Genomic DNA, 20,020 nt, shown 5'->3' with positions numbered 1-20,020 from the left:
CAGCCTTTCCTGCTTGGCGACCGCGGTGGATCAGTGCTGATTCTCGGACATGGGGATGCGGACTCCGCGCGTGCGAGCCGTATCGATGGCGTGTTCGTATCCGGCGTCGGCGTGCCGGATGACACCCATGCCCGGATCATTGGTCAGGACGGCCTCGATCTTGCGTGCGGCCAATTCGGTGCCGTCGGCGATGATGACCTGTCCGGCGTGCATGGACCGGCCCATACCGACGCCGCCGCCGTGGTGCAGCGATACCCAGGACGCGCCGGAGGCGGTATTGAGCAGCGCGTTCAGCAGCGGCCAGTCGGCAATGGCGTCCGAACCGTCCTTCATGGCCTCGGTCTCGCGGTACGGCGAGGCCACCGAACCCGAATCCAGGTGATCGCGGCCGATGGCGACGGGTGCGGAAAGCTCACCGCTGGCGACCATTTCATTGAATTTGCGTCCGGCCAGATGCCGTTCGCCGTAACCCAGCCAGCAGATGCGCGCGGGCAGGCCCTCGAAGGCGACCTTCTCCCCCGCCAGGGTGATCCAGCGCTTCAAATGCTCGTTGTCCGGGAACAATTCGAGAATCGCCTTATCGGTGGCGGCGATATCGGCGGGATCGCCGGACAGCGCGGCCCAGCGGAATGGGCCCAGGCCCTCTTCGAAGAGCGGGCGAATGTAGGCGGGCACGAAACCAGGGAAATCGAAGGCGCGATCGAAGCCGCCCTTGCGGGCCTCATCGCGAATGCTGTTGCCGTAGTCGAAGACCTCGACGCCGCGATCCAGGAATCCGACCATGGCGCGCACATGCGCGGCCATGGAGAGCTGGGCCTGTTCGGTGAACCAGACCGGATCCTTCTCGGCCATGGTCTTCATATCGCCGAAGTCGACGCCGATCGGGAGATAGGCGAGCGGATCGTGCGCCGAGGTCTGATCGGTGACGATATCGATCGGGGCCTCGCGCTCGAGCAGCGCCGGAAACACCTCCGCCGCATTGCCTTCCACGCCGATGGACAGCGGCCGCCGGGCATCGCGGGCCTCGATCGCCAGCTCCAGGGCGTGCTCGAGGTTGTCGGCCTTCACATCCAGGTATTTGTGCGCGATGCGCCGGTCGATGCGGGTGACATCGCAGTCGACGCAGATGGCCACGCCCTCGTTCATGGTGACCGCGAGGGGCTGCGCACCCCCCATTCCGCCGAGTCCCGCTGTGAGGGTGATGGTTCCGGCGAGCGTGCCGCCGAATCGCTTGCGCGCCACCGCCCCGAAGGTCTCGTAGGTGCCCTGGAGGATGCCCTGGGTGCCGATGTAGATCCAGGATCCGGCGGTCATCTGCCCGTACATGGTGAGCCCGAGCTCCTCCAGGCGGCGGAATTCCTCCCAGTTCGCCCAGTCGCCAACGAGATTGGAGTTGGCGATCAGTACGCGCGGTGCCCATTCGTTGGTGCGGAAGACGCCGACCGGCTTACCCGACTGCACCAGCATGGTCTCGTCGTTGTGCAGCGTCTTCAGGGTGGCGACCATGGCGTCGAAGGCTTCCCAGGACCGCGCCGCGCGGCCGGTGCCGCCGTAGACGACCAGGGCGTCCGGATGTTCGGCCACCTCCGGATCGAGATTGTTCATCAGCATGCGCAGCGCACCCTCCTGCTGCCAGCCGAGCGTGGTGAGCTCGGGTCCGCGCGGGGCGCGCACCGGTCGGGCCTCGTGGCCGGGTGAGTTGATGTCCATGGATTCCTCGTCCTCGCCTGGTTTCGCACCTGCGGCCCGGTGACTCCGTTCGCGCTGGGCCGTGAATGTGTGCTGGATCGCATTCTGCAACAGTTGTATAGTCCTGTCTATACAACTGTCAAAATCGCGGGATCCGGGCCGGTAGGCTGCATGCTCGGAACGTGCACACGGTAGGGAGCGGTACGGGGATGGCAACGGTCGCGGGATCGAACAGCTCGGGCGAGGTCTCCCTGGCCGCACTGTTCGCCGAGGCGGGCGGCGATGCGGTGCCCGCGTACGAGCGGGTCAAGCAATTGGTGATCAACCAGGTGCGTTCAGGGCGCTGGACGGAGGGCGATCAACTACCGTCCGAGCATCAGTTCGTGGCGGCGCTCGGACTCTCCCGCATGACGATCAATCGCGCCCTGCGCGAGCTCACCGCCGAGGGCCTGATCGTGCGCATGATGGGCGTGGGCACCTTCGTGGCGAGCACCAAGGGATCCTCACCGCTGTTCGAGGTGCGCAATATCGCCGATGAGATCTCCCAGCGCGGGCATCGGCATCGCACCGAGGTCATTCTGGTGCGCGAGGAGAAGTTGGACGGGACGCAGCCGTCGCTGCGGGAGTCGCTCGGCCCCAGGGCTTTTCATTCGGTGCTGGTGCATTTCGAGGACGACACCCCGATCCAGGTCGAGGACCGGTACGTACATCCGGCGCAGGCTCCCGGCTATCTGGAGCAGGATTTCGCGGTCACCACGCCCAATGACTACCTGAGCCGGGTCGCACCGCTGGTGCGCGGTGAGCACGTGGTCGAGGCGGTGCTCGGCAGCGCCGAGGAATGCCGCCTGCTCGGTATCGATCGCAGTGAACCGTGCCTGCTCATTCGCCGCCGCACCTGGTCCGAACAGGGTTTGGTCAGCGTGGCCCGGCTGGTCCATCCGGGCTCACGCAATCGCCTCGAAGGCGTCTTCGGGCGCTGAGACCGCTACCGCGCCTTGGCGATCGGGGTCGACTCCCCCGCGCGCTCGAAGCGCATTTCCGGGTCGACGATCTTGCCGTAACGCAGCGTGGGCAGATCGCGCAGATAGTTCTGGCGCAACCGCCACGGCACCCGGTCACCCTGTTTGGGCAGGTGATCCAGGGCGCGCAGCACATAGCCCGGCTGGAAATCCAGGAAGGGCGCGGTGCCGACCGAAGGATCGCGGATCGGGGTGGCTTTCGCGTAACCGTTCGAATCCATATGGCGCAGCAGCCGAACCACGTACTCGCACACCAGATCCGCCTTGAGCGTCCAGGAGGCGTTGGTGTAGCCGATGATGAACGCGAAATTCGGGACGTCGGAGAGCATCATGGCCTTGTACGCCATGGCATTCGGGAGTTCGACCTTCTCCCCGTCCACCGTCAATTCCAGACCGCCGAAGGCGATGAGGTTCAAACCCGTTGCGGTGATGATGATATCGGCGTCGAGTTCACGACCGGATTCGAGCTGCAGACCGGTTTCGGTGAAGGTCTCGATGCGATCGGTGACCATCTCCAATTTGTCCTGGCGAATGGCGCGGAACAGATCTCCGTTGGGCACCAGGCACAGCCGCTGATCCCACGGCTTGTAGCTGGGATTGAAATGCGTCTGAATATCGTAACCGGCTGGGAGCCAGCGCTTCTGGAGGCCGAAAATCCACGAGCGCATACGCTTGGGATAGCGCTGCGAGATCTGATACATGGCGGTGCTGAGCGCGACATTCTTGGCCCGGGCCAGCCCGTAGGCCGCCCGCGCGGGCAGGATGCGGCGCACCCGATCGGCGAAGGCATCGCGCGCCGGCATGGAGATGATGTACGACGGTGAGCGCTGCAGCATGACCACGTGCGCGCCCTGATCGGCCAGCGCCGGACCGAGGGTCACCGCGGTCGCTCCGGAACCGATGACCACGACCTTCTTGCCCGCCACCTCGAGCTGTTCGGGCCAATGCTGCGGATGGACGACCGGACCCGAAAAGCGTTCCATACCGGCGAATTCCGGGGTGTAGCCCTCGTCGTAGCGGTAGTAGCCCGAACAGCTGAACAGGAAATTCGCGGTAATGGTCACCGTTTCGCCATCGTGGTCGGCGGTCACCGTCCAGCGCTCATCGGCGGTCGACCATTCCGCGCGCAGCACCCGGTGCCGGTAGCGAATGTGTTTGTCGATACCCGCCTCCGCGGCGGTATCGCGCACATAGTTCAGAATCGAATCCCCGTCGGCGATGGCCTTGTCCCCGAGCCACGGCCGGAAGCGATAGCCGAGGGTGAACATATCGGAATCGGAGCGAATTCCCGGATAGCGGAACAGATCCCAGGTTCCGCCGATGCCCTCGCGCATCTCCAGAATCGCGTAGGTGCGCCACGGAAACGCGGTCTGCAGATGATGGGCCGCGCCGATTCCGGACAGTCCGGCGCCGACGATGAGCACATCGACGTGCTCGGGAGTGCTGCTCATCGATACTCCTCCGATTCGCAATGTGACGGTGCCCGCGCACCCGATCCCAGCGTATCCAGCACCGCACCCGCGCAGGGGCGAAGCGCACTACGAACGCGAGAAGAATTCGCCGATGATGCCGGCGACGAGTTCGGGGGCCTGTTTGTCGATGCCGAAATGATCGAGGCCCGGGACGGTGCGGCGCTCGCAGTGCGGCAGGGTTTCCGCGAGCCGGGTGTGGTCGGGGTCCGTGCGGCGCTGCGGATCCTTGTCCCCGTCCATGAGCAGCACTTCGGCGGTGATGCCAGCGTAGTGGGGATAGGTGTCGTTCAGCCGGATGATCTCGCGATGCTCGCGCAGATTCTCGGCGAGCTGGCTCACCACCATGTCCTTCTCGGGCGCGTTCATGAATAGCGGCATCATGCGGCGAAACATCCAGCGCGGCATCTTGCGCATGTTCTCCGGGCCCAGCGCGCGCACGAATTCGACGAAGGCGTCGAAGGGTTTGCCCTGATCGAGGTATCGCTCATAGGCGGGCATCCAGTCCGAGGGCACCGATCCGGCGATCGAGACACCCGGTTCGTACAGGGCGAGCTTGCGGATATCCGGATTGTCGCGCGCGGCCTCCAGCGCGATCAGCCCGCCGTAGCTGTGCCCGACGATCAGCGTGGCACCGGTTTTGTCCTGGAGTGCGCGAATATCCTCGCACTCCAGGCTGATTCGATAGTCCGGCCCCTGCGGTCCGCTCTCGCCGCGCCCGCGCCGCTCCAGGGTGTGCACGGTGAACCCGGTACCGAGGGCGGCGGCGAAGCGGGCGAAACCGCTCGCCACCGACAGCACGCCCGGGAGCACGATCACCGGCGGTCCCTGGCCCACCGTCAGATACGCGATACGGGTGCCGTCCGCGGACAGCACGGAATCGGCGAACTGTTCGAACCCGGTGTCTGCCATGGCACCCCTCCGGGTTACCAGGCTACGCGCGCAGACCGCTCGCGCGCAGTACCCGGCGGCCGATCGCGGCGCGAATCGACTCGTCGGTGCCGAGCACCCGCACATGTTTACGGGCGCGAGTTATGGCCGTGTACAGCAACTCTCGGGTGAGCAGGGTCGATTCGGGTCCGGGCAGCACGGCGGTGACGGTGTCGTACTGGCTGCCCTGACTGCGGTGGATGGTCATGGCGTAGACGGTGGTGACGCCCGGGAATTGCGTGGGGTGCACCAGATACGGTTCGGTGCCGCGTTGCAGGGCCGCGCGCAGGGTGCCGTCCGGCATGCGGACGATGACGCCGGTATCGCCGTTGTAGATGCGGGCCTCGTGATCGTTGGCGGTGACCAGCAGCGGCTGGCCCGGATACCAGTGTCCGGGACCGGGTTCGGTGCTGATGCCCGCGGCGGCCACCCATCCGGCGGCCATGCGATCCCAGCGTTCCACGCCGTACGGCCCCTGGCGGTGCGCGCACAGCAGGCGATGCGATTCCAGGGCGGTGAGGGCGGCGGTGGCGTCACCGGCGAGCGCCGCGTCGGTGGCGGCGTGCGCGGCGCGCAGCACATCCGCGCGCACCTCGGTGTGCTCCTCGGGGGTGTGCAGGGACAGTTCGGTGCCGCCCGCGCGCAGCAGGTCCAAGGCGGTATCGGCGTCCCCGGCGCGGACCGCCACCGCGAGTTCGGCGATGCGGCCGCCGAAGCGGCGACCCCGGGTGAGGCGAACGATGCCGCCGCGCAGGCGTTCTCGTTCGCGGGCGGACAGCGCGTCGGGATGCCCGGCGCTATCCCGCATTTCGCCGCCCAGGATCTTGTCCAGGGCCGGATTCGCCTGTCCGGCAATCGGTCCGGCCACCAGATCGGCGAGCACCGCGCCCGCGTCGACCGAGGCCAGCTGGTCCGGGTCGCCGACCAGTACCAGGCGGGCGTCCGGGCGCACCGCGGGCAGCAGGCGGCTCATCATGGTGAGCGAGACCATGGAGGTCTCGTCGACCACGATCACGTCGTAGGGCAGGCGGTTGAACTCGTGATGCTTGAATCGGCTCGCACCGCCGCGCTGCCAGCCGAGCAGACGATGCAGGGTGGCGGCGGTGAGTTCGGGCAGGCCGATATCGCCCGCCTGCTCGCGCACCGATTCCTGTAGGCGCGCAGCGGCTTTACCGGTCGGGGCGGCCAGGGCGATGCGCAGTGCGGGTGCGCCCGGCATCGCTTCCTGGTGTGCCACCAGCAGAGCCAGCACGCGGGCGATGGTGTGCGTCTTACCGGTACCCGGGCCACCGGCGACCACGGTGGTCCACTGGGTAGCGGCCAGGGCCACCGCGAGCCGCTGCCGATCGGGCGGTTCGCCCGCGCCGCCCTCGCGCGGGAACAGCCGATCCAGTTCGCGCCGAATGAGTTCCGCGTCCACCATGGGCTGGGTGGTGGAGCGCTCGGTGAGCACCTGCCGGATCGTCTCCTCCTGCCGGTAGTACCGGTCCAGGTAGAGCAGCGGGCCATCGGTGGATCCGGGCGGATCGATCAGGCGCAGCGGCCGCAGCGGTCCCGCCGGGCTGCCGCACACCAGCGGGCTCTTGCGCAGTTCGGCGATCACCGCGTCCACATCCGGCCAGGGCAGCGTGGCCGGATCGATCGAGGACTCTTCGGTCCCTTCGGCATCCACGCCGATCTCATGCATGCGCCGCACCTGGAGACACACCGAGCCGGACCGCACCGCGCGCACGGCCAGCGCGGTGGCGAACAGCACCAGCGGTGAGTTCTCCTGTCCCAACCGGCCCAGTCGCACCGCCACGTGCACATCGGCCGCGGACAGCACCCCCGCGGCATTGAAGATCTGCATCGCGCCGGTTCCGCGCTGCGCCAACTGAATCGAGGTCACGCGATCACCCGCCCGCGCACGATGACGGCATTCATATCGCGGCTCATCGGGCGGCCTCCGGGTCCATGGGTTCACCCGCGAGCAGGCGGGACAGATCCGCCACCAGGGCTGGCGGCGGCATCCAGTCGAAGACGCCCGCGCCGTTCGGGGTGGCGGGGCCGATCATGCCGCGCACGAACAGGTAGCGGATACCGCCGAGGTGCTGGGCCGGATCGTAGCCGGGCAGCCGCCAGCGCAGATAGCGGTGCAGGGCAACCGAATACAGGATCGCCTGTAGGGGGTAGTGCGAGCGCATCATCTCGGCGGCCATGCGCTCGTGGGTGTAGTGCGCGACGGTGAGATCACCGGTGCCCAGGCGGTTGGTCTTGTAGTCGACGACCACGAAACGTGGTCCGGCGGTGCGCAGTACGGCGTCGATACTGCCGGTGAGGAAGCCGCGCAGCGGGGTGTCGTCCAGATGCTCGAGCTGGTCCGCGTACGGGATGAAGACATCGCCGGGCGGGAGGTGGCGGCGCAGCAGTCCGGCGATCTGCGGCACGCTCACCCGGGTCGCGGTCGGCTCGTCACCACCCGCGAGGGGCAGTTCGAAATCGAGTTCGCTGAGCCGGTCGCGCGCGGAAATCTGTGCCAGCGAACCGAATCCGATGGGCGTGTGCATGACGGCCAGCAGGGCGTTCGCGAGCACTTCGGGATCGGCGTCGAACATCTGCTCGGCGACCGCGTGCGTGCAGCGGGCGCGCATCTCGGCGGCCAGATCGGCCGCGTCGGTGTCCACGTACTCCAGGATCTCGTGCACCAGGGTGCCGAATTCCGCGCCGTAGGGCAGCGAATTCATGAGTGACGGTGCGGCCGTGGTGAATACGTCGAGGTCCTCGGCGAGCACGCTCGGGGTGGCCGGTTCATCGGCGACGCCGCCGCCATCGGGTTGATCACCGGCGGGCATGGCGTCATGCGCTCCGGCGGTGAGCGCGGAGTAGGACGTGCGCCGCCAATCCTGATCCAGGTGACGGTGAAAGCGCGCGACGGCCAGGTGCTCGGCGGCGGTGGCGGTGTGATCGCGGGGCAGCCGGGAGCGGCGGATCTCGTGCACCGGTTCGATGGCGATCACACCGGGTTCGGCGGTGCTCGCCCATTCCGAGATGCGGTTCAGCACCACCGAATCGGCGGGCACCGCGACCTTGTCGGCCACGGCCGGGCTACCGGGTTCGCGGCCCAGAATCATGCGATGCAGCGGCGCGGTCTGGGTATCGAAGGCGGGAGCCCACCAGGCCACCACCTGGGCGCCCGCGCGCGTGAGCGCCACGTACAGCAGCCGCAGTTCCTCCGCCGCCTCCTCGGATTCGGCCCGCGGTTTGCGGGTGTTGTAGCCCGAAGCCTCGGGACCGCCCACATCCAGCACGCGACGGCCCTGCTCGTCATGGAAGAGCAGGGTCTGCGGATTGCGGATCTTGGCGGCATCCCATGCGAAAGGCAGGTACACGACCGGGAATTCGAGTCCCTTGCTGGCGTGCACGGTGGCGATCTGCACGGCCGCCGCATCACGGTCCAGCCGGCGGCTGCGATCGGCCACACTGCCCGATGCCGGATCGCGGACCCGATCGGCGAGCCAGCGGGTGAGCGCGCTCAGGCCCAAACCCTCACGCAGCGCGGCATCGTCGAGCAGCTGGGCGATATGGCGCAGATCGGTGAGCTGACGTTCACCGCCCTCCAGCCCGAGCAGTCGCGGCGCGAGTTCCGTTTCCGCGCTCATCTTCTCGAAGACCGCCGCGAATCCCGCGCGGGCGAACAGCCGGGCGGAATCGCGCAGTTCGGCGCTGAGCCGTCCCACCAGATCCGCACCGCCGGAATCGATCTCATCGGCGGCGAGCCCGAGCAGTGCGGTACCGGCGGCCAGGCGCACCCGGTCGGCGCGATGCGGCTGTTCCAAAGCGTGCAGCACCCACAGCCATTGGGTCGCGGACGGCGTGCCGAAGACGCTCGCACCACCCGCCAGCACCGAGGCCACCCCGGCCAGTTCGAGTTCCTTGCGCACCATGTCGAGCTGGTTCCGATTGCGCACCAGCACCGCGATATCGCCCGGGCCGAGCGGCCTTTCACCATCGGCGTCGATGGTGGTGCCCGATTCCAGCAGCCGCACGATATCGGCCGCCACATCGGTGGCCACGCGTTCACGCTGGCGGCCGACGGTCGGATAGCCGGAGCGATTGAGCGGACCGGCCCCGGTACGCGGTAAACACCTGAGCCGGAAGGGAATCACCGTCTCGGGCGCACCGGTCAACCTGCTGAACGGCCGGGTGGCCGCCACCGTGTGCACGGTGATCTCCTTGTGCCCCAGCGCCGCACCACCGTGCAGATGCTCGAGCGCCGCCAGCAGTCCGGCGTCACTGCGCCGATTCGTGGTCAGTTCGCGCCGGGAGTCCGCGTGCGCCACCGCGTCCAGATAGCTGAGCACCTCCGCGCCCCGGAAGGCGTAGATCGCCTGTTTGGGATCACCGACCAGCACCAGCGTGGTGTGCCCGTGGAAGGCACGCCGCAGAATGTCCCACTGCAAGGGATCGGTGTCCTGGAACTCGTCCACCAGCGCCACCCGGAAACGATTCCGGATGCGCTGGCAGGCGCGCGGCCCGTGCTCGGTGTCGGCGAGCACATCGTGCAGCAGCACCAGTAAGTCGTCGAAGTCGCGCAGCCCCGAAAGCTGTTTGCGCCGCGCGGTTTCCGCTCGCGCGGCGGCCGCGAACGCGACCCGCTCCCCCGCCGGATCGAGCTCGGACTCCACCTCGGGCACCAGCATGGCGGCCCCGTCGTGCACGGCCGCGGCGGCCAGCCGCTGCGCATCGGCCGGACTGAACGGCGGTATCTCCCGCGCATAACGGCTCAGGTACAGATCATCGGCGACGGTGGACACCACATCGTCGATATTCTCGACCAGCCGGACCCCCGGATCCTGCTCGCCCGCCAGCCCCAGCTCATCGAGCATGCGCTGACAGAAACTGTGCGTGGTCGCGATGGTTCCCGCGTCGAAATCCGACAGCGCGGCCAGCAGTCGTTCCCGCCGCGCCGCCACCTCCGCCGGATTCGCCTGCGCCAGATGCCGAATCAGCTCATCCCCGGTGGCCTGCGCCCGCTCCGGCTCGCTCAACGCCGCCGCCACCGCCACGAAGCGATCCCGCGTCCGCTCCCGCAACTCCTGCGTCGCCGCCCGGCTGAACGTCACCAGCAGCAATTCAGAGATATCCACCCCGGCCTCGGCCACGAACCGCACCGCCAGCCCGACGATGGCATAGGTCTTCCCGGTCCCCGCACTGGCCTCGAGCACCGTGGTACCCACCGGCAACGGCCCGGTCAGCTGAAACCCACTCCCCGACTCCTCCTGCGCGCCAACGGTATCCGGGACCACCTCGGCGGTGACATCGGCGGCCCAGAGTCCTTCGCTCTGCGACTGCGGAGCATCCGCGTCGGCATCCGGCTCGTCGGCACCGCCCGTCATCGCACCCGAACGCGGGTGGGTATCGGGGGTGATATCCGCGCCCAGGGTGAACAGGTCCGCGCCGTCGTCGCCTACCGGGTCCGGGTGGGAGTCGCCGCCCGCGGAGTCGTCGCGGTGGCGGGCTCGGGTGGCCGCCGGGCGGGCGGACGGGGCCGGGTCGGTGAGCGAGAACAGGTCGTCGGTCATCCGTGCCTTTCGCATTCTGGGCCGGATTGTGGGGCCGGGTGCTGGATCGTCATGGCTGGCCTTGATTCTCGTTGCTGAGCAACGGATTCCAGAGACGGCGCGCCAGTTCGCCGAAGCGGGTCGGTTCGGCTTCCATCGCGGTGGGGGCGGTGGTGAGCGATTCGGTCAGCTGATGGAAGCGCGGGGCCGGGCCCAGGACGTAGCGCAGATAGCGGTCGGTGTGTTCGCCGTAGCGGCCGGGACCGTCCTTACCGCCGTCGAATTCGTGTTCGGCGGCGAGCAGGGCGTCCTCGGCGGAGGAGCCCTGGCAGCGACGCTCGGCATAGGCCGCCGAGGCCGCGGGCGCGATGGGCAGCGCCTCGGCCAGGCCCTCGTCCCGCAGTGCCGCCAGATCACGCAGCAGCAGGCGCGCGGCGTGCGCGTTCGGCGCGACGAGCGTGGATTGCCATGCGGGGCGGGACATCTTGCCCCGGCCGATGGTGATGGCGCGCCAGCTCTGATGATCGCCGGTGGCGGCCAGTGCAAGCAGACGCACCCAGGCCGCGATGCGGTGTTTGGGCGCGAGCCGGGAGAACGTGGTGCGCAGCAGCGCGTCATCGTGCACATCGGGCACGGTGCCGGTGAGACGGCGGCCGTCACCCAGATCGACCGCGATATCAACGGTGCGGGAAGGGATTTCGTGCAGCGGCTGCGCCACCCGGACCAGCCGGTCGACAGTGTTCTCCACATCGTCGAGCACGGCCGCGCCGAGCGCGAACGGCGGCAGGGAACCGCGCCGCCATTCGGCCGCGCGCAACGCGTTGGGGTCCACACCGGTGAGCCGCGCGGACAGCATGCGTTCGCCCATACCCCATTTGGTGAGCCCGTCCAGCTCGATGGGCAGCCGGTCGGCGATCTCCTCCTCGCTCTCGGGGACGCGAATCCCCAAGCGCTGCCACAGGAATGCCCGAACCGGATGTTCGGCGAAGGACACCAGATCGGCCAGTTCCACATCGCCGCGTTCGGTCGCGGGCAGCGCGGCGGCCAGGAACGGCGGCCGCGCGGCGGGCGGGCGCTGGGCCGCGAGCGCACCGGCGAGCGCGACACTGTCGAAGCTGAACGGCTTCTCGGGATCGAAATTGCGGCGGTCGAAGGGCTGCAACGGGTGTCGCGTGACGACGTGTTCGAGCCCCGCCGGTCCGACGTGCGCGCGCACGGTGTCCAGGAGTTCGGCCAGCGGAATCGCGGGCGGCCGATGCGCACCGGTCACCGGATCGGATCCGGTGTGCAGCAGCACGAGTCGCTCCCCCGCCGCCATGATGGCGTCCAGCAGCAGCTGCCGGTCCTCGCTGCGCGGATCGCGGTCACCCGGGCAGCGATGCCGGGCCAGCACATCGTCACCGTCCACGCCGCCGGTGCGCGGGAACACCTCGTCGTCGAGCCCGAGCAGCACCACCACCCGATGCGGTACCGACCGCATGGGCACCATGGTGCACACGGTCAGCTCCCCGGTACGGAAGTTGGCCCGCGAGGGCCGTCCGGCCAGCCTGGCGGCCAGCAATGCGGCGATATCGGTGAGCCGCAGCGGAATCTGCCCGGCGTACTCGGTGGCCGCGGCCAGTTCCCGGCGCGCCTGCACGCCCTGCCAGCCCTGGGTCAGCGGCACATCGGTGAGCAGATCCAGCGCCCGCCCGAGCACCGACGCCCATTCGGACGCGGGCCGCGCGGATCCCGCCGGTTCTTCCAGGGTCGGCCCGCGCAGGTCCCGCAGACATACCGCGAGCCGGTCGACGAATTCCGCGAAGCGCCCGGCCAGATCGATGTCATTGCTGTCGACATCGTCCAGCGGCAGTACCAGATCCAGCCAGTCCTCACTGGATTCGCCCGCCGCCACCCCGAGCAGAATGCGGTCCACCGCGGCGTTGAGCGTGTTCTGCGCGAAATCGCCCAGTCCGAACGCCTGCCGCTGCCGCTGCCCGATCCCCCAGCGCGCCCCGGTCTCGGCGGCCCAATCGCGCAGCCGCTCGATATCGTCCTCGTCGAAGCCGCAGCGCAGCCGAACCGCTTCCGTCGCAGCCAGATCCAGCACCTCGGTGACGGTGACCCGCCCGTCGGCCAGCTCCAGCAGCGTGGCGATCACATCCAGCAGCGGGTTCACCGCCCGCTGCGCGCGATCGGCCAGCCGCACCCGCAGCCCGTGCGCCGGATGCCCGGGCGCGGACCCGTCCAGCGACCACTGCCCGAACGCGGCGCGCACCAGCGGCGCGTAACTCTCCACGTCCGGGCACATGACGATCACATCGCGCGGCTCCAAAGTCGCGTCCGCGCTGAACAATCCGAGCAGCGCGTCGCGCAGCACCTCGACCTGCCGTGCCGGTCCGTGGCACGAGTGCACCATGATGCTGCCGTCGGCCAGCGCCGGTTCGGGCATGAGCGACCACCGATCCTGCCGAATCGCGGCCTGCAATTCGGTGAGCAGGGTGCGCGGCGTGATCGGCTCGAGTCGCGAATCCGCCGCTTCCGCAGGCGAATCGGTCGCGCCCGCACGTTGCCGGTGCGGCTCCGGCGCCGGGTGGTAGGTATCGATGTGGTCGTAGCCCGCGAGCCGCTCCTGCAATTCGCGCACATCGCGACCGAGTGCCGCGAGCAGCGGATGCCGCACCCGCACACCGGAATTCGGGATCACCTCGGCATCGGCCAGTTTGGTCCACAGCGCCGGGCTGGGATGCACCAGCCACAGGTGTACGGCGCGGCCGTCGGACAGCGCCGAGAGCACCTCGAGCTGATCGGTGGTCAGCCGGGTCACCCCGAACAGCGAGAGCCGATCGGGCAGCGACACCACGCCCGGATCGGCCCGCAGGCGCGCACAGGCGTCCGAAAGTCGTTCGGCCGGAGAGGGTTCCCCGACCGCCGCGCGCAAGCGCCGCCACAGTTGCGGCTGCCAGAGGAGATCCTCGGGCAGCGGGTGCCCGGCCCCGTCGGTATCGGAACCGGCCGCCCAGTCCGTGATCATGCCGGGCCGCTGCATGGCGTATCCGGCGAACAGCTCCGCGATCCGCGCGGCCGTGGCGTACCGCCGCCCGACCCGATGCCCGCTCGCGTCACCATTGCCGAGATGCCGTGCCAATACGGCACTCCAGGGCTCGGCCAGCACCTCGTCCAGCACCGGCAGCAGCGTCCACACCACGCGCTCGCCCGCCCACGGATCATCCTCGGGCACCCAGCCGGTGGCCTCGGCCAGCACCCGCGCCACCAGCGCCGCCGGGTCCGCGAAATCGATATTGGCCGCCACCCCGTCGGCGTGCGCGGCACTGCCGAGCACCACGCCCAGCCGCTGCTGTAACCAGCGCTCGATGCCCTTGGCCGGAACGGCTACCACTTCCGGGGTGAACGGATCGCCGAGCGGTGCGGCGAGCAGCTCGGCCAGCGCGTCGGCGAGCGTGTCCGCACGCTCGGCCCGGTGAATGTGCACGACCTGTGTTTATACAGTCAGCGAACGACATGCAATCACCGGGTCCCTCGGCTCGCCGGGTGACACCTGCCACACGCCGAAGATTAGCTAGGGCGCGTCACCCCGAAATTCGAGTGTGGTATGCGACAGTGCTTTTCGGGGAGGGCGATTGTGCTGTGAGGAAAGGCTGGTTGCGTCGATGTCTGCGTCGGTGATTCCCATGATCCCGAGCCGCGGGTTCACTGTCCGGCGGGTCGGAGAACGCTGGGAGCTGGTGAATTCCCGCTACTACGGGCGCACCGCGGTACTCGCGTCGTGGGCCCGGGATCAGCACGCCGAGGCATTCGCGCACTGCTATCGCCTCAACGGCCGCAGTGTCGAAGAACTGACCGCCGCATTCCGCTGAGCACCCCTTTCACCCGGCGTGTCCGCCCGCCTTGCGCCGCAAGACAATCCGGCGCGCCGGGGCGAAATTCGAAACCCGCTGTGACAGCGGGTTTTCCATAGCACAGCCAGTCAATCCACTCAAGACGTGCACATCGGGCATTGTGATGTCTATTGTTTCCCACCGTGCGTTCTCCGATGGCCCGGAACTCCCGTGTGGCCGCCTCCGCTTGCGTCCTCGCCGCCGCTGCCCTGATTCCCGCTGCGCCGGTATTCCTTCCATCCGCCGCCGCGCGGCCGGTACTCGCGCAGGGCTGCCTGCCGGGATTCGACTGCGATTTGAGTAATCGCATCGCATCGGTCGACAACTACCTCGCCGGCAGACCCGGCATCACCGGATATGTGGTGCGCGACCGCGTCTCCGGCGGCATCTACCGGAACGCGAACTCGGACAACATGTTCTGGACCGCCTCCACCATCAAACTGGCGATCGCGGAGGATCTGCTGAATCGCGCCCGCGTCGGCGCGATCGTGCTGGACCCGGGCGACCGCTCGCTGATGGAGTCCATGCTGGCAACCTCCAACGACAACGCGGCCGACATCCTGTGGAACAAGTTCGCAGGTCTGGACCGCATGGCGTTCAACAACGCCTTCCGCGCCAACGGTATGGCCGGGCTCGTCCCGTTGCAGCCGAGCACCTCCCTGGAACAGATGAAACTGTTCCCGGACTGGGGCTTCCAGCAGTGCTCCCCGTCGGATCTGGACCGGCTGATGGACAACGTCCTCACCCGCATGCACCCGGACGATCGTGCCTACCTGGTGGACCGCATGCGGCGCGTCGACACCAATCAGCACTGGGGCGTCTGGGGCGCGGGCGCGGCCATGCAACCCGGTTTGAAGAACGGCTGGTCCGATGAGCAGGGCGGCTGGGTGGTCAACTCGGTCGGCTTCGCCGGACCCGGCGAGCGCTACACCCTGGCCATCATGACCGAACAGGGCCCGAACGGCAGTTACACCGACGGATCGGAGACCACCACCCGGGTGGCGCAACTGCTGTTCGCGGGTCGATGAGCTGAACTACCGACCATCCCACTACCCTTGGACCTGAAGTGTCGTAGTTTCACCGTCTGGCTAGGAGCAGGGACAAGATGAACGCCGATAATTCCGTCGCACAGCGCCACCGCGTGGTGGTGATCGGTTCCGGGTTCGGCGGCCTCTTCGCTTGCAAGCACCTGCGGAAGGCCGACGTCGACATCACGCTCATCTCCAAGACCTCCACCCACCTGTTCCAGCCGCTGCTGTACCAGGTGGCCACCGGCATTCTGTCGGTCGGTGAGATCGCGCCCGCCACCCGCATCGTGCTGCGTAAACAGCAGAACGTGCGGGTGATCATGGGCGAGGTCGACGAAATCGATGTCAAGGGCGGCACGGTCACCTCGCGCCTGCTCAACCAGGACACCGTCACCCCGTTCGACAGCCTCATCGTCGCGGCGGGCGCGCAGCAGTCGTACTTCGGCAACGATCAGTTCGCGACCTACGCGCCCGGTATGAAGACCATCGACGACGCCCTCGAACTGCGCGCGCGCATCCTGGGCTCGTTCGAAGAGGCCGAACTGGCCAAGGATCAGGAGACCCGCGACCGTTTCATGACCTTCGTGGTCGTGGGCGCGGGCCCCACCGGCGTCGAATTGGCCGGGCAGATCGCCGAACTCGCGGACCGCACCCTCGATGGCACCTTCCGCAATATCGACACCCGGGACGCGCGCGTGATCCTGGTCGAGGGCGCGGGCGCGGTGCTCGCGCCGATGGGCCCCAAGCTCGGCGGCAAGGCACATCAGCGCCTGGAGAAGATGGGCGTGGAGATTCAGCTCAACGCCATCGTCACCAATGTGGACGCGCGCGGGGTCACCATCAAGGACGGCGACGGCACCCGGCGCATCGAATCCGCCTGCAAGGTGTGGTCGGCCGGTGTGCAGGCCAGCGGACTCGGCAAGATCCTGGCCGAGAACTCCGAGGGCACCGAGGTCGATCGGGCCGGGCGCGTGGTGGTGGAACCCGATCTCACCATCAAGGGCTACCCGAATGTCTTCGTGGTCGGCGACCTGATGTCGGTGCCGGGCGTGCCCGGGCAGGCGCAGGGCGCGATCCAGGGCGGCACCTACGCGGCCAAGGCCATCAAGGCCGGGCTGGCCGGACATGAGCCCGCGGAACGCAAGCCGTTCAAGTACTTCGACAAGGGCTCGATGGCCACGGTGTCGCGGTTCTACGCGGTGTGCCAGGTCGGCAAGCTCGAGTTCAGCGGTTTCCTGGCGTGGCTGGCCTGGCTCGGACTGCACCTGTACTACCTCGTCGGATTCCGCAGCCGGTTCGTCACCGTACTGGAGTGGTTCACCTCGTTCCTGGGTCGTCATCGCGGTCAGATGGCGGCTACCGAACAGTGGGTGTTCGCGCGTCTGGCGCTGGAAGCGCTCGACAATCCCGACGATGCGCGTGAGCTCGCCAAGCAGATCGGCGGCGAATCCGCTTCGGAGAACGGCAAATCCGTAGCGAACGTCAAGGACGCCGCGGCCTCGTAACGACACGCTGGCGGGCGGCGATGCCGCCGCGCCACGCAGGGATGCCCTGACCGGGCGGCACCGGGACCAATCCGGCATGCCGTCCGGATCCGAATGTCCGACATCTGTCGACATTCGAATGGAAAGGTCATCCATGGGCAAACGCCAACCGGCTGATCATGTTTCACCCCACCGCCGCCGTCTCGGGTCGCTTGCCATCGCGGGAGCCCTCCCGCTGGTAGCCGCCCTCGGCAGTGCCGGAACCGCTGCGGCGGACCCGGTTACGAACGAGGACAATCAGTCCACGGTGGTGGAGAAGCAGCCCGGCACGGACGCACAGCCCGGTCTCGTTCTCGATTCCCCCTTCGGGCAACTCTCGGTTCCGGTACCGCCGATGGTCTCGGACGGGATGAAGCCCGAGGCCACCAAGCCCGAAGCCAAACCGACCGCGGGCGAGGCGGGCTCCTCCGCCGAAGCCGCACCGGTGATCGAGACCGAGGCCGCGGAAACGGTCACCGCGCCCGCACCCGTCGTGCGGGTCGGGCGCAATTCCTCCACCGGCGTGCGCGATATCCCCAATGGCCCCGTCGCGGCGGTGGACATGCAGGGTCTGCACATGCCGAACCCGTCGCTCGCGGCCGACGTCGCGCCCATCGCGGCGCCCGACGGCAAGCTGCGCTTCGGCGATACCGTGATCGACATCCCGTCGTTCGTCACCCCCGAGCAGGCCGCTCAGGTCAATGAGCTCTCCGCGGACGTGGAGGCCAACCTGGCGCGCACGCTCGATTCGGCCGGCTTCGAGCCGAGCCGTTCGGATCGCATCGCCGCACAGACGGTCGGCACCGCCGCCGTCGGCGCCGCGGTGGGCGTCGGTGTGGCCGCGCCCGCCGAGATCGCCGGTGCGGTCATGGGCGGGTTCATCGGGGCCATGGCGGGCACGCCGTTCGCACCGGCCGGCTGGGTCTTCGGCCCAGCCATCGGCGCGACCGCGGCGGTCTCCCTGATCGCCGTTCCCGCGGCCACCGTCGGCGCGAGCATCGGAGCGGCGGTGGGCATGGTCAACGGTGTGCTCGCGCCCGCGACCGGTCCCGCGGCATCGGTGGACCAGCCCGCGGCCTCCGCCGATGATGCCGGAGCAGCTATCAGCGAGTGATAGCCGTTTTGCCGGGGCCGGAATCCATCAACTGGGATTCCGGCCCCGTTCTCGTGAATACACAAGCGAATGGCTAACTTTCGGCAATGCGGACGTTCTACGCGAGTACGAAATCCGACCAATCCGGTTGACCGACGGGTCCGAATGTCGGGCGTCGATGTTCCCCCGAGTAAGAAAGGTCGTGAATTGGCCGCAGGTAAGCACAGAGCCCTCAACCCGCATCGCAATAAAGTCGGAAACGTGGTGGCGGCGGGCGCCGTTCCGCTAGTCCTGGCGATCGTCGGAACCGGAGCCGCGAATGCCGCACCGGTGCAAACTGATCCGGTCGCGCAGCACGATGGCGCGGCTGCCCAGTGGCCCGCCGCCGATGCGCCCAACGTGATGCCGTACGAGGGCCTGCAGATCCCCGGTGACACCAAGAGCTCCATCCAGTGGTCACGCCAGGCCCCGGACAAGAGCTATCTGGCGCCCGTCGGCGCACTGCACGCACCGATGCCGGTGCCCGCGGTGCCCCCGATCGCCCCGCCCGCCGGTAAGTTCCGGTTCGGCGATGTGATCGTCGACGCGCCGAACTGGATCGACAGCGAACAGGCGATCCAGATCAATGACAACTCCGCTCAAACCGAGGCGAATCTCGCGACGTTCCTCGATTCGATCGGGTTGGAGCGCAGCCGTTCCGACCGTATCGCCGGCCAGACCGTCGGCACCGCGGCCATGGGAGCGGTAGCGGGTGCGAGTGCGTCAATGCCGATCGCTCTCACCTCGGCGACCGTCGGCGCGGCCCTGGGCCTCGTGGTCGGACTGCCATTGTTCCCGGTCGGCCTGGTGGCCGGTCCCGCGGCGGGCGCCGCGGCCGGTGCCGCGATGATCGCGCTGCCAGCAGCCGCGGCCGGTGCCGCGGTGGGTGCCGTGGTCGGCGCCGTGAACGCGTTCAACGCACCACCGCGCGTCGTCGCGAACTGAGTTCGGTTCTGCGACAAGCTCGTAGCGCAGCATCTTGCACGGCGGGAACCAGGGGTGAGGTCTGGTTCCCGCTGTTGCGCGTATATCCCCCATCCAACCGGAAAGAATGGAGTGCTCCGCATGTTTCGCTTCTTCGGACACCGCATCAGCGCCGACTGGATTTTCGCGCTGCTGAATCTCGATTCGTTCGCCAGCGCACTGCGGCCCTGAGGGGTTAGACGCGCAAAAGCGTTGCGGTACGGGTGAACAGGGTTCCGCCCGCGGCGAGCGGCAGCAATGCCGCTGCCACGCCGGTGAATTCGGCCGAGCGCGAATCCGGGTAGGTCAGAATGCTCTCCAGCGCACGGGGTCCGGACAGCGCGTCATCGGTACACGCCTCGGCCCCGAGATCCAGGCGATGCCGCAGCAGCGGTACATCACCGATATCGGCATTCAGCTCACCGGACCAATAGCCGTGGTCTTCGCCGATGCGACCGACCTGTACGCGCTCCCGAAGCCGCAGCCGCGCACCGTCTTCCAGCCGCACGGTGCTGAGCGTCTCATGCTCGGCCCCGCCCGCGACCACGGTCGGCTCCGGATCGAAATCCAGCTCGCCGTCCGCCGCCACCTCGAAATGCCAGTGCGCGAACGACTTCGGAGTGGTGCGGCCCGGCAGCGCGATGGTGGCCGCCACCGAGCGCACCGATAGTCGCGCACCCGCGCCGACGGTGATCCGGATATCCAGCTCGTCACCACCCAAAGGCGTTGCGGCCGTGCCGATCAAATGCACCGTATCCGGGCCGGTCAGGCGCGCCGCCAGGCCACCCACCGCGTGAATTCGCGGCAGCTCCCCGGCGGCGGCATCGATCCGCAGTTCAGTGCGCACCG

General features: G+C 68.3%; 13 protein-coding genes. 6 read left to right on the top strand and 7 right to left on the bottom strand.

What is annotated here, in order from left to right; translation table 11 throughout:
- Positions 1-30 precede the first annotated feature (30 nt).
- Complete coding sequence (gene hutU / locus ACFVUS_RS02810) at positions 31-1,710, bottom strand: urocanate hydratase (protein WP_387761452.1); 1,680 nt, start codon at positions 1,708-1,710, stop codon at positions 31-33.
- 188 nt (positions 1,711-1,898) lie between these two features.
- On the opposite strand from hutU, the gene hutC reads away from it, so the two are divergent.
- Positions 1,899-2,669, top strand: a complete 771-nt coding sequence (gene hutC, locus ACFVUS_RS02805; protein WP_387761451.1) for a histidine utilization repressor — start codon at positions 1,899-1,901, stop codon at positions 2,667-2,669.
- A 5-nt stretch (positions 2,670-2,674) separates the two neighbouring features.
- On the opposite strand, the gene ACFVUS_RS02800 is transcribed toward hutC, so the two are convergent.
- The 5 genes from ACFVUS_RS02800 to recC all read right to left on the bottom strand — a co-directional run bounded on the left by ACFVUS_RS02800 (position 2,675) and on the right by recC (position 14,119).
- Positions 2,675-4,159, bottom strand: coding sequence for a flavin-containing monooxygenase (locus ACFVUS_RS02800; RefSeq protein ID WP_387761450.1), 1,485 nt, complete (start codon positions 4,157-4,159; stop codon positions 2,675-2,677).
- An 87-nt stretch (positions 4,160-4,246) separates the two neighbouring features.
- Entirely contained in the window at positions 4,247-5,089 is an 843-nt protein-coding gene (locus ACFVUS_RS02795) for an alpha/beta fold hydrolase (RefSeq protein WP_387761449.1), read from the bottom strand.
- A gap of 22 nt (positions 5,090-5,111) precedes the next feature.
- The gene (recD, locus tag ACFVUS_RS02790) at positions 5,112-6,995 is read right to left on the bottom strand and encodes an exodeoxyribonuclease V subunit alpha (protein WP_387761448.1); all 1,884 of its coding nucleotides are present in this window, start codon (positions 6,993-6,995) and stop codon (positions 5,112-5,114) included.
- Between the two features lie 43 nt (positions 6,996-7,038).
- Entirely contained in the window at positions 7,039-10,668 is a 3,630-nt protein-coding gene (locus tag ACFVUS_RS02785; RefSeq protein ID WP_387761447.1) for a UvrD-helicase domain-containing protein, read from the bottom strand.
- A gap of 49 nt (positions 10,669-10,717) precedes the next feature.
- Entirely contained in the window at positions 10,718-14,119 is a 3,402-nt protein-coding gene (recC, locus tag ACFVUS_RS02780; protein ID WP_387761445.1) for an exodeoxyribonuclease V subunit gamma, read from the bottom strand.
- A 178-nt stretch (positions 14,120-14,297) separates the two neighbouring features.
- Between recC and ACFVUS_RS02775 the strand changes: the two genes are divergently transcribed.
- The 5 genes from ACFVUS_RS02775 to ACFVUS_RS02755 all read left to right on the top strand — a co-directional run bounded on the left by ACFVUS_RS02775 (position 14,298) and on the right by ACFVUS_RS02755 (position 19,153).
- On the top strand, positions 14,298-14,504 hold the full coding sequence (locus ACFVUS_RS02775; protein ID WP_387761444.1) for a hypothetical protein: 207 nt from the start codon (positions 14,298-14,300) through the stop codon (positions 14,502-14,504).
- A gap of 194 nt (positions 14,505-14,698) precedes the next feature.
- Complete coding sequence (locus ACFVUS_RS02770) at positions 14,699-15,553, top strand: tat pathway signal sequence (RefSeq protein ID WP_387761443.1); 855 nt, start codon at positions 14,699-14,701, stop codon at positions 15,551-15,553.
- 77 nt (positions 15,554-15,630) lie between these two features.
- Positions 15,631-17,058 carry an NAD(P)/FAD-dependent oxidoreductase gene (locus ACFVUS_RS02765; RefSeq protein WP_387761442.1) on the top strand — a complete coding sequence of 476 codons (1,428 nt, stop codon included), beginning with the start codon at positions 15,631-15,633 and terminating at the stop codon, positions 17,056-17,058.
- Between the two features lie 133 nt (positions 17,059-17,191).
- On the top strand, positions 17,192-18,190 hold the full coding sequence (locus tag ACFVUS_RS02760) for a hypothetical protein (protein ID WP_387761440.1): 999 nt from the start codon (positions 17,192-17,194) through the stop codon (positions 18,188-18,190).
- A 240-nt stretch (positions 18,191-18,430) separates the two neighbouring features.
- On the top strand, positions 18,431-19,153 hold the full coding sequence (locus ACFVUS_RS02755) for a hypothetical protein (protein WP_387761439.1): 723 nt from the start codon (positions 18,431-18,433) through the stop codon (positions 19,151-19,153).
- Between the two features lie 214 nt (positions 19,154-19,367).
- Here ACFVUS_RS02755 and ACFVUS_RS02750 read toward each other — a convergent pair whose 3' ends face one another.
- Positions 19,368-20,018, bottom strand: a complete 651-nt coding sequence (locus tag ACFVUS_RS02750; protein ID WP_387761437.1) for an urease accessory protein UreD — start codon at positions 20,016-20,018, stop codon at positions 19,368-19,370.
- Positions 20,019-20,020 lie beyond the last annotated feature (2 nt).

Origin of the sequence: Nocardia sp. NPDC058058 (assembly GCF_042885355.1) — a bacterium.
Taxonomy (GTDB): domain Bacteria; phylum Actinomycetota; class Actinomycetes; order Mycobacteriales; family Mycobacteriaceae; genus Nocardia.
The sequence above is the reverse complement of the archived record's forward strand: the minus strand, read 5'-3'. Positions and strand labels throughout refer to the sequence as shown.

Coding starts and splice junctions, on each gene's coding strand:
- hutC (WP_387761451.1), top strand. CDS start 1,899: ATGGCAACGGTCGCGGGATCGAACAGCTCGGGCGAGGTCTCCCTGGCC.
- ACFVUS_RS02795 (WP_387761449.1), bottom strand. CDS start 5,089: ATGGCAGACACCGGGTTCGAACAGTTCGCCGATTCCGTGCTGTCCGCG.
- ACFVUS_RS02785 (WP_387761447.1), bottom strand. CDS start 10,668: ATGACCGACGACCTGTTCTCGCTCACCGACCCGGCCCCGTCCGCCCGC.
- ACFVUS_RS02775 (WP_387761444.1), top strand. CDS start 14,298: ATGTCTGCGTCGGTGATTCCCATGATCCCGAGCCGCGGGTTCACTGTC.
- ACFVUS_RS02765 (WP_387761442.1), top strand. CDS start 15,631: ATGAACGCCGATAATTCCGTCGCACAGCGCCACCGCGTGGTGGTGATC.
- ACFVUS_RS02800 (WP_387761450.1), bottom strand. CDS start 4,159: ATGAGCAGCACTCCCGAGCACGTCGATGTGCTCATCGTCGGCGCCGGA.
- ACFVUS_RS02760 (WP_387761440.1), top strand. CDS start 17,192: ATGGGCAAACGCCAACCGGCTGATCATGTTTCACCCCACCGCCGCCGT.
- hutU (WP_387761452.1), bottom strand. CDS start 1,710: ATGGACATCAACTCACCCGGCCACGAGGCCCGACCGGTGCGCGCCCCG.